General features: G+C 28.5%; 10 protein-coding genes. 5 read left to right on the top strand and 5 right to left on the bottom strand.

What is annotated here, in order from left to right:
- Positions 1-24: 24 nt before the first annotated feature.
- Positions 25-1011, bottom strand: a complete 987-nt coding sequence (gene hemB / locus CQA69_RS05580) for a porphobilinogen synthase (RefSeq protein WP_137620811.1) — start codon at positions 1009-1011, stop codon at positions 25-27.
- 67 nt (positions 1012-1078) lie between these two features.
- Here hemB and ribA point away from each other — a divergent pair, with 67 nt between their 5' ends.
- Together ribA and rsmG are read left to right on the top strand one after the other, a co-directional pair.
- Complete coding sequence (ribA, locus tag CQA69_RS05585) at positions 1079-1639, top strand: GTP cyclohydrolase II (protein WP_137620812.1); 561 nt, start codon at positions 1079-1081, stop codon at positions 1637-1639.
- Positions 1636-2220 (top strand): 16S rRNA (guanine(527)-N(7))-methyltransferase RsmG, encoded by a 585-nt coding sequence (gene rsmG, locus CQA69_RS05590; RefSeq protein ID WP_137620813.1) that lies wholly within the window; start codon positions 1636-1638, stop codon positions 2218-2220. The genes ribA and rsmG overlap by 4 nt, the downstream gene beginning before the upstream one ends.
- Before the next feature lie 2 nt (positions 2221-2222).
- Here the strand turns inward: rsmG and CQA69_RS05595 are convergent, their stop codons facing one another.
- On the bottom strand, positions 2223-2795 hold the full coding sequence (locus tag CQA69_RS05595) for a hypothetical protein (RefSeq protein ID WP_137620814.1): 573 nt from the start codon (positions 2793-2795) through the stop codon (positions 2223-2225).
- Positions 2796-2886: 91 nt separating this feature from the next.
- Positions 2887-3978, bottom strand: a complete 1092-nt coding sequence (locus CQA69_RS05600; RefSeq protein WP_137620815.1) for a YeiH family protein — start codon at positions 3976-3978, stop codon at positions 2887-2889.
- Between the two features lie 152 nt (positions 3979-4130).
- Between CQA69_RS05600 and CQA69_RS05605 the strand changes: the two genes are divergently transcribed.
- Both CQA69_RS05605 and rpoD read left to right on the top strand, forming a co-directional pair.
- On the top strand, positions 4131-5021 hold the full coding sequence (locus tag CQA69_RS05605; RefSeq protein ID WP_137620822.1) for a LysR family transcriptional regulator: 891 nt from the start codon (positions 4131-4133) through the stop codon (positions 5019-5021).
- Positions 5022-5102: 81 nt separating this feature from the next.
- The gene (gene rpoD / locus CQA69_RS05610) at positions 5103-6968 is read left to right on the top strand and encodes an RNA polymerase sigma factor RpoD (RefSeq protein ID WP_137620816.1); all 1866 of its coding nucleotides are present in this window, start codon (positions 5103-5105) and stop codon (positions 6966-6968) included.
- Between the two features lie 23 nt (positions 6969-6991).
- On the opposite strand, the gene CQA69_RS05615 is transcribed toward rpoD, so the two are convergent.
- A complete protein-coding gene (locus CQA69_RS05615; protein WP_137620817.1) occupies positions 6992-7510 on the bottom strand; it encodes a rhomboid family intramembrane serine protease in 519 nt (172 codons plus the stop codon).
- A 101-nt stretch (positions 7511-7611) separates the two neighbouring features.
- On the opposite strand from CQA69_RS05615, the gene CQA69_RS05620 reads away from it, so the two are divergent.
- On the top strand, positions 7612-8031 hold the full coding sequence (locus tag CQA69_RS05620) for a PepSY-like domain-containing protein (protein ID WP_407924069.1): 420 nt from the start codon (positions 7612-7614) through the stop codon (positions 8029-8031).
- A 510-nt stretch (positions 8032-8541) separates the two neighbouring features.
- Here CQA69_RS05620 and CQA69_RS05625 read toward each other — a convergent pair.
- Entirely contained in the window at positions 8542-10023 is a 1482-nt protein-coding gene (locus CQA69_RS05625; RefSeq protein ID WP_137620818.1) for an MFS transporter, read from the bottom strand.
- Between the last annotated feature and the right edge of the window lie 447 nt (positions 10024-10470).

Here is a 10470-nt window from a genome sequence, read left to right on the forward strand (position 1 = left end):
TTAACCATAAATTTTGCTTTATAGTTACATTTTTTCATCTTTTAACATTCTAGCTAACTCCTTAGCATGATAAGTAATGATGAGTTTTGCACCTGCTCTTTTAAACGCTATCATTGTCTCATACAATACCTTTTCATAATCGATCACTCCTGCTTTACTTGCAGCTTTTAACATAGCATACTCACCGCTAACATTATAAACACATAAAGGTAAATTTGAATGAAGTGAGATTTCTTTTACCACATCAAGGTAAGCAAGAGCTGGTTTTACCATCAAAATATCAGCTCCTTGTTTTTCATCTTCTAAACTTTCCTCTAAAGCTTCTTTAGCATTGGCAAAATCCATTTGATAACTTTTTCTATCGCCATAACTAGGAGCTGATTCTGCTACATCACGAAATGGACCATAATAACTTGAAGCGAATTTGGTAGAATATGCCATTATAGGTAAATTTTCAAAACCTTCTTGATCGAGTGTTTGACGCAAAATTTCAACAATGCCATCCATCATTCCGCTTGGAGCTATCATATCAACCCCTGCTCTAGCATGGATTAAGGCTTGTTTTGCTGAAATTTCTAAAGTTGCATCATTATCCACACTTTTAGTTTCCATATTAATAATACCGCAATGTCCATGATCGGTATATTCGCAAAAACATAGATCGCTTATAACAAAAAGATTAGGAAATTCTTTTTTAATTTCTCTTATACTCCTTGCAATCAATCCTTCATCATCCAATGCATCACTTCCACAACTATCTTTTTTATCTTTTTCAAGGACTCCAAAAAGTATAATCGCTTTTATACCAAGATCAACAATATTTTTACATTCTTTTAAAATTTCATCCAAACTCATTTGAAAAACTTCAGGCATAGAAGCAATTTCTTTTTTCATGCCCTTTCCATTGACTACAAAAAGAGGATAGATTAAATCATTTATATTTAAAGAATTTTCCCTTACCATCGATCTTAAATTTTCATTCATTCTAAGTCTTCGGAAGCGTTTAAACATTTTTTGTCCTTTTTTTGATAAAATTCGATATAAATTTTAACATAAATTTTATTATAGAAAGTAGCCAATGGATATAAAAATTTCAGAAATTGCAAATTTACCTAGTAAATGGGGTAATTTTAAAATACAAAGTTTTAAAGAAAATGATAAAGAACATTTGTGTATTTTTAAAAATGAACCTAAAGATACACTAAATCTTAGAATTCATTCAGAATGTTTAACTGGAGATGCTTTAGGAAGTTTAAAATGTGATTGTGGAGAGCAATTAGAATTTTCTTTAAAATATATTGAAAAAAATGGAGGTATAATTATATACCTTAGACAAGAAGGTCGTGGAATAGGACTTTTTAACAAAGTCAATGCTTATGCCTTACAAGATAAAGGTTTAAATACTATAGAAGCCAATCATCAACTTGGATTTAAAGCAGACGAGAGAACTTATGAAATAGTGAATTTTATACTCAAATATTATAAAATTTCTAAAGTTAATCTACTTACAAATAATCCAGAAAAACTAGAAAGTATAAAAGATAAAATTCTAACACGCGTACCTATACTTATTGATCCAAACCGCTTCAATAAAGATTATTTAAATATTAAACAATCTCAAATGGGGCATTTGCTTTGAATTTAGATTTTTTACACCCTATTTTGAAAAATTTTAATCAAAAAGATTTTGAAGGTAAAGTAAAAATTTATCAAGAAAATTTGATCAAATTTAATAAAATTCACAATCTCACTCAAATTAAAAATATTGAAGAAAATATTATAGATAGTATAAAAATTCTTAATTTTTTTAATTTTTCAAAGGCAAAAAATATAGTTGATATAGGTAGCGGAGCCGGATTTCCTGTTATTTTTTTAGCTTTTTTGCTTAAAAATAATTTTTATCTTTTCGAACCAAATCCCAAAAAAGCAGCTTTTTTAAGGACTATAAAAATAGAATGTGATTTGCCTCATTTAAATATTTACAAAGAAAAAGCTCAAGAAAATAAAAATAATATTAAAGCTGATATTATAACTTCTAGAGCCTTGATGGATATAAAGCCTTTAATTAAAATTTGTAAAAATTTAAGCACCGAACAAACATTTTTTATTCTATGGAAAGGTAGTGAAATCTATAGAGAATTAGAAGGATTAAAAAATTATCAAATTTATGAAAATGGCTTTAGAAAATATTGTATTTTAAGTAGCCAAAAGGCCACTTAAAATTATTTTACTATATCTGCACTAAAGCTAAGATCAACTAAAGGCCAAGAAATTCCTCCATGTCCAGGAGCTGCATCGCTTAAAGCTTTTAAAGCTTCTGAACTATTTTTAAATGCATGTAAATCAAGTTGTCCTTTTGCAACAAATTTATCGTTATTTATTGTATAGCTTAAAGGAACTATAGCACTTTTTTTATTTATAGTAATTTTTGCAGAAATAAGGCCTTTGTTTTCTCCAGCAACTACATCTTGAAATATTACTTTAATGTCTGATTTATCTAAGAATTTTGGGAAAAATACCTTAGTGATATTATGGGTGATCACATCATTTCCTTCTCCCATGAATGCACTACTTGGTTTTATAACAGCCTTTGCGCCTTTTAAATAACTTACCAAATCTTTAGCTTTTTTAGAAAATTTATATTTAACATCTTTAAACTCTCCACTTACTCCTACCATATCTTTAGTTTTGTAACCCTCAAAATCAATCTTTAAACTATCTTGCTTAAAAGAAAATGCGCTCAAATTTGAAGCAAGTAATAAAGAAACCGCTGCACTGATTAAAATCTTTTTCATTTTGTTTCCTTTTTAATTAATTTTTAAAATGATTTTCAATTATAATACATATTTTTAAATGAAAAATATTTTCCTTAGCAAATTATTTTTATTACCAGAGAATTCCTTTGAAAATTAAGGTTAAAAAATATCCTCCTATTAACAAGGCTATTCCTAAAAATAAAGCCAAACCAAAAACTCTTGCACCACTTTTTAAAAATTTTTTAAAATCTATTTGCAAACCTAAAGCTGCCATAGCAAAAACGATGCAAATAGTACAAAGATTTCTTCCAATACTTACTATAGTATTAGTATCGATACCTAAAAAAGTTTCTCTACTTGCTAAAAAAGTATTAAATACTATCATTCCTAAAAAAGCAAAAGCAAAATAAGGTATAGTAAGAGTTTTAGCAGTTTTTCCATGATCTGAATGCTGATTTTTAGCAACAAAATAAGTCACAATAAGTAAAAATGGAACAAGTAAAATAACCCTCATCATTTTAATAATTATTGCAATATTTGCAGCCTTTTGATCAAAATTAGCCATATCTTTTGCCATATCCGCAGCTCCAGCAACATTAGCTACCTCATGTAAAATCGCTCCCATATAAACTCCCATAGCATTTTGATCAAAACCTGGAATCAGATCAAAAGCGAAGCCAAATGGACATAAAAACATAAAAATAAGTCCAAAAATTACCACAGTTCCTACAGCCAAAATACCTTTAAAAGGATCGCTTTTTAAGCTTGATTCTAAAGCTAACACAGCAGCTGCTCCGCAAATAGCACTACCAGCACCTACAAGCATAGAAGTTTCTTTATCAAGCCTGAATATTTTTGTTCCTACAATCACAGAGGTAATGAAAATAGAAGATACAACAATAGTAGAAAGAATAAATCCATTAAAACCTACACTTAAAAGTTCGGTTAGTGTGATATTGAAGCCATATAAAACTATACCTAATCTTAAAAGCTTTTTAGCACTAAAATGAACTCCAGCCTGAAAAGTATGTTGGTATTTAAAAAACCAAGGAGAAAGCAAAACTCCAATAATTATAGCAAAAGCCGTTGCAGCTAAATGAGTTGCATCTTTAATACTTTGAATATTTGAAAGATACATAGAAAAAACTACAATACACGCAGTAAAAACTAATCCTTTTGTGTTAGATTTAACGATACTTTTAATATGCTTTACATTCATCATTTTATTTTTTCCTTTTTACTTTTAAATTGTAAAATATTATATTTTGAAATATTTTGTTGTAATTATAATTATTTTTTTAATATAATAAAAATATATTATTTTAATTTTTATAATAAAAAATTTTAATTAAATTTTTAGGATTGACAATGACGATGAAAATTAAAGATATGGAAATATTTCTAGATCTTTTAAATACAAAAAGCCCTACGCATACAGCTAACAATTTTGATGTAACACAATCGAGTATTTCTATAGTTATTAAAAATATCGAACACAATCTAGGGGGAATTTTATTTGAAAGATTAGGTAAAAAACTTTTACCTACTCCCAAAGCTTTATATTTAGGAAAAATTTGGATGAAGATTGTACAAGAATATTACAAAAGCTTAAAAGATATCCACGATGAAAATATTCTTTTAGGAGAGATAAAAATTGCAGCAACTCAAAGTATTGTTGAACATTTTCTTGGACCTATTTTATTTGATTTTAAATCAAATTTTCCAAAAATTAAAATTCATTTTCAAACAGAAAACTCAAAAGAATGTCTTAATTTGCTTAAAAGCGGGCATATTGAATTTGCTCTCATTGAAACAAAATTAAATCCTACTTTGCTAGAATATGAAGATTTGCAAATGCAATTTTGGCATAAAGATGAACTTATAGTTGTAACTAGTGATAAAAAACTAAGCGAAAAAGAATTTTTTATTGATGAGCTTTTAAATAAAAAATGGATTTTAAGAGAAGTTGGATCTGGGCTTAGAGATAAATTCTTAAATGAGATTGGTGCTATCTCTAAGCAACTTGATATATTCTTAGAGCTTGATAGAATGACTGCTTTAAAAGAAATTATTTTGCAAAAAAATGCTATTTCTGTTTTTTCAAAAAAAAGCATAGAAAGAGAATTGCAAAACAAAAGCCTTTATGAAATTAAACTAAAAAATATTAATTTAGAGCGTAATTTTTATGCTTTAAAAAGAAAAAATTACAATTTCAATCGTGCTTTGGAAAAATTTGAACTCTTTTTAAAAAATTACAAAATTTGAAAAATAGTTATATTTAAAGTTAAGAAATATTTTGATATAATCAAAGGTTATATTAACCAAATAGCCTAAGGAAAAGTTTAAATGAATGCTAAAACTCAAAATTTAGAACTTGAAGAATTATTTAAAGAAAATAAAGAAGATTACATCACTTATGAAAAATTAGTTAAATATCTCGATAAGCAACCAAATAGCACTATCGTTAAGAAAATAAGTGCTTTGATGAAAAAATACAAAGTTCAACTATTTTCAGCTGCAGAAATTGCACAAATCAAAAATATAGAAGACGCGAAAAGACTACAAGAAGAAAAACAAAAACTTCAAGACATTAGTCTTGAAAATGAATTTGATTTAGCTAGTGAAAACGATTTGCTCGAATGGAGCAGATCAGATTCTCCTGTGCGTATGTATTTAAGAGAAATGGGACAAATTGCTCTTTTAAACAAAGATGAAGAAGTTGAAATTTCTAAAAAAATAGAACTTGGCGAAGATATTATTATTGACGCCTTTTGTTCTGTTCCATATTTAATTGATTTTATTTTAGATTATCGTGAGCCGCTAATCAATCGAGAAAGAAGAGTTAAAGAACTTTTTAAAAGCTTTGACGATGAAGAAAAAAATGAAGATAAGCTTGATGATATTGATGAGGAAGAATTAGAAAATGAGGAAGAATTAGAAAATGAGGAAGATGGAATAAAAAAAATCAACAAAAAAGAAGATGAAAGAACTTTAAAAGTTATAGAAAAATTTAAAGCTTTAGAAAAAGCAAAAAAAGACTGGCTAAAAGTTTCTAAGGACAAAGAAAGTGGAGATGAGCTTTTAGATAAGCTTGGTATTGCCTTTAAAAAAAATATCTTAAAAGAAAAATTAATGGATTTAGGCCCAACTTCCAAACTAATCAGTGAAATAGTAAAATCAATGGAAACAGCACTTAAAAGTGATGAGGAATTTGACAAGGAACTTAAACGCCTTGAATATCGATTACCTATGTTTTCTGAAGAACTCAAAAATCGTCACGCTGATATACTTAAAGATATTACCAAACTTAGCAAAGAAGAGATTACGGAAAAAGCACTTGAAGCTACCATGGTAAGTACTTATATGGAAATCAAAAAGCTTTTTCAAACCAAAGAAGCAAGTAAGAAAGGTTTTGATTTAGAAAAAACACGTCTTAAAGAAATTCTAGAACAAATCAAACGAGGTAAAAAAATATCAGACGAAGCCAAAACAAGGATGGCAAAATCAAATTTACGTTTAGTCGTAAGTATAGCGAAACGCTATACAAATCGCGGTTTGCCTTTTTTAGATCTTATCCAAGAAGGTAATATAGGTCTTATGAAAGCTGTTGATAAATTTGAATATAAACGAGGATATAAATTTTCCACTTATGCGACTTGGTGGATACGTCAAGCAATTTCAAGAGCAATTGCTGATCAAGCAAGAACTATTAGAATCCCTATCCACATGATAGAAACCATTAATCAAATTAACAAAATCATACGCGAACATTTACAAAAAAATGGAAAAGAGCCTGATGTTAATGTTATAGCTAAAGAGGTTGGTTTAAATATAGATAAGGTTAAACAAGTAATTAAAATAACAAAAGAACCTATTTCGCTTGAAGCACCCATTGGAAATGAAGATGATGGAAAATTTGGAGACTTTGTTGAAGATAGGAACTCTCTTTCTCCTATAGATCATATACTCAAAGATGATTTAAAAGAACAAATAGATGAAGTTTTAGATCAACTCAATGAGAGAGAAAAAACAGTAATTAGAATGCGTTTTGGATTAATGGATGATGAAAGTGATAGAACTTTAGAGGAAATTGGAAAAGAACTTAATGTTACGCGAGAAAGAGTGCGTCAGATAGAAAGCTCAGCTATAAAAAAATTAAAACATCCTAAAGTAGGTAGAAAATTAAAAAATTATATAGAGGGCTGGAAGTAAGAGTTTGACTTTTACTTCTAAACTTAAGAGTGTATTTTTTTAATACTTCTTGTTTTCATTAAAATAAAACCGCAAATAAAACCAAATATATGTCCATACCAAGCTACGTTTATTCCTATAAATAAAGGAACAAAACTCATCAGTAAAATAGCAACTATAATTCCTAAAGTGCTTTGCTTGTCTAAAAAAGCATAATAACCCATTAAAACACAAATTGCCCCACTAGCTCCTATAAGATTAACATTTTGATCAAAAAAATAAATATAGACAGCACTTAAAAGAGAACAAAATAATCCACCAATACAATAGACTGATGCAAAGTATAATTTTCCTAAATATTTTTCTAAAACGCTTCCAAACTGAAAAAGAACAATCATATTAAGTATAAGATGGGTTAGCCCTCCATGTAAAAACATGGAGCTTAAAATTTGCCAATAATCACCTTGAAAAAATAAAATATTAAGCCCTAATAAATCATAATTGCTACGAGGTATGATAAAATATGCTGCGATATTTAAAAAAATTAAAAATAAAGTAACCAAATCAAAACTACCTTTTATAAAATTATATTATTGTCTTAAAATTCACATAAAATTCACATAAAATTTATTAGAATACTAAAAAATTAATTTAGGAAAGTGCTTTGAAAATATTTTTTTTAATGCCTATATTTGTTTTTTTTACGTACTTAAATGCCGATATTATGATATCTCCGGATAATTTACCTGATATTTCTAAAGAATTTATTAGAAAAAATTTCAATGTACCTATAGGTATAGTTCAAAAGGATAAAAGTTCTTACGAAGTCTATCTTAGCAACGGCATAGAAATCGAATTTGAAATAGATGGAACTTGGAAAGAAATTGAAAGTAAAATTATAAGTCCTTTTGAATTTAATTTTTTACCTCCAAATATTGCTGATGTTATAAAAAATAATTTTCCAAATACAAAAGCCTTAGAAATTGAAAGAAAGATTAGCCACTACAAAATAAAACTTAATAATGGAGTAAAAATTTATATTGATTTTAATGGCACAATTTTACAAAAAAAATTAGATTATTAAAAAAAATTAAATAGGACTTTTTAATTTTCTTTTGAAAAATACTCCTAAAAAATAAAAATGAACGTAAAAACAAAGAAACCTGTAAAGATGATAATAAAAAACTTCTTGAAAATAAATTTGATTTAACAAAAGAATTAGAAATTCTTTTTAATGTAAAAATAAATGATGACAATACAAACAACAATAAAAATTCTAATAAATCATATTAATAATTTAAGTTCTAAAACTAAACATAAAAATGTAGATATTGAGAATGATCTCAATTCTTCTAACTATACCTTGCTAAACCAAAATAAAAAAGTAAAACACTAATATTGTATAAATAAAAGATTAAATATTCTAGAAAATTATAATAATTAAGAAGTAAAATAAATCAACAAAGTCCGTAATGAGCTACTTTATTCCATGCCACAAGACCTAGTATCATTCGAGATGAAAAGATTTTTAATTCTAAAAAAGTGTTAATTCTTTAAATTTACATCTCGAACATTCTAGACAATTTTTCAGAATTTATTGCTTCTGCTTTAGCAGTCTCCATACATAAGTGCTTAACACTAGGCACAATACTCCTAAAATAACTAATGTAGCACAAAAAGCATAAAGATAACTTTTAGTTCCATCCGCAATATCTTTAGTATTCCCTGCAACAATTGCATTGATATCTGCCACATTAATACTCAAAAAAGAAACACTCATGCTCACAAAAAAGAATAATAATGCACCATACAATGCTACCCCTACAGCCTCACTCCCTAATCTACAAGAATTAAGCACACCAGCAGCAAGTCCTGCTTTGCTAGGATCCACACTGCTTAAAGCTAAGTTATCAATCCCTCCAGCATGTAAGCCCATCCCCACACCGATAATAAACAAAAGTAAAATTACGGGTAATATTTGCCACTGTACTGGAAAAAGATACAAAATCACAGCCAAAATAATCAATCCCGCACTCATTAAAAGTGACATCATAAGAGCAAGTCTCTTTGTATCCCACCCAGAATTTAGCATTTTTGCAACAAGAAACGGACAAAAAAGCATAGGAGTAGTAAGTGCGAGCATAAATAATCCTGAAGAAGAAGCGCTGAAGCCCCAAACAGCTTGTAAAAAGCTTGGGAAATAAGTTAGAAGCACCACAAAGCTAAAACCAGCAATCACAGTAACAAGGCTAAATCCAAAGAACCTTTTATTCTTAAGCACTTCTAAATCAAGTAGCGGGGATAAGCCTTTTACATGGAGAGATTTTTGTTGTCCTATAAATAAACCTCCACAAACAAAAAATACAACCAATGCAATAAGGGTTTGACTATCAAAATAAGCTATAAAAGTAATAAATGCCATAAAAGAAAAAAGCGATAATACAAAAAGGAATGCACCAAGGATATCAAAAGGGTTTTTTGCTGATTCATTAGAATCATCTTTTGGTAAAGCTTGACCCAAAAGCAATACAATAGCTAGGACAAGAAAATGAAAGGCAAAAATAGCACGATAGGAAATAAGCATACCTCCCATAGAAGTATTAGCAAAAGTATCAATAAGTAATCCAGAAATCGTTGGTCCAAAGGTTATCCCAAGCCCCGCTGTTGTCCCAAAGAAAGCAAAGGCTTTGGCTCTCTCTTTCTCCTCAAAATTCTTAATAAGCAAGCTTGCTCCACTCGCAAAAACGCTTGCTCCACCAATCCCTGCTAAGGCACGTGCTATATCTAGTAGCAATAAATCTCTTGCAATAATAGAGAATAAAGAGCCAAGCACATAAACAAACACGCCAAGCAAAAGACATTTTTTCGCCCCAAATTTATCTGCCATTGCTCCCCAAATAAGTGTAAAGCTTGCAAAGAACAAGTTAAATGTATTCACAACCCACTGCAAAGCACTCGCTTGATTTCCTAGCTCTTGCGCGATGAAAGGCAAAGCGATAGCTGTGCCTGAAATAGAGCTTGGCACAACAAAAACGGCAAGCAAGATAGTAAAAAGCATTAAAGACTTATTATTCATACAAAATCTCCTTCCTCTAAAAAGAGATATTTTATCTTATTTTAAAAAAAATTTCCTTAAAAATTCTTCAAAACAGAAGTTATACCTGAATTTTCTAATTATAAAATTTCATTTATTCCATCAAAGAATTAAGCTCTCTATTCTTTTAATAATTTCAAAATATCGCACTGGTTAAGACCATTAATATCTGTATATAACAAACTTGATATAAGTCACATTTTTATCAATAAACTATTTTCTTCGATATATTGATAAAATCGAGTAAATTTTATAAAGAAATTTTTTTAAACTACTATTTTAATTAACGATTTTAAGATTTGCTTATGTATATCCAAAAATTTATAACTCAAAAAATAAAAGATTAAATACTCTAAGAAGATTAAGAAGTAGAATAAATTAACAAGTCCGCAATGAGCTACTTTCCCCCTGCCAGTAAGGCGTAGTATC

Origin of the sequence: Campylobacter estrildidarum (assembly GCF_005406205.1) — a bacterium.
GTDB classification, from domain to species: domain Bacteria; phylum Campylobacterota; class Campylobacteria; order Campylobacterales; family Campylobacteraceae; genus Campylobacter_D; species Campylobacter_D estrildidarum.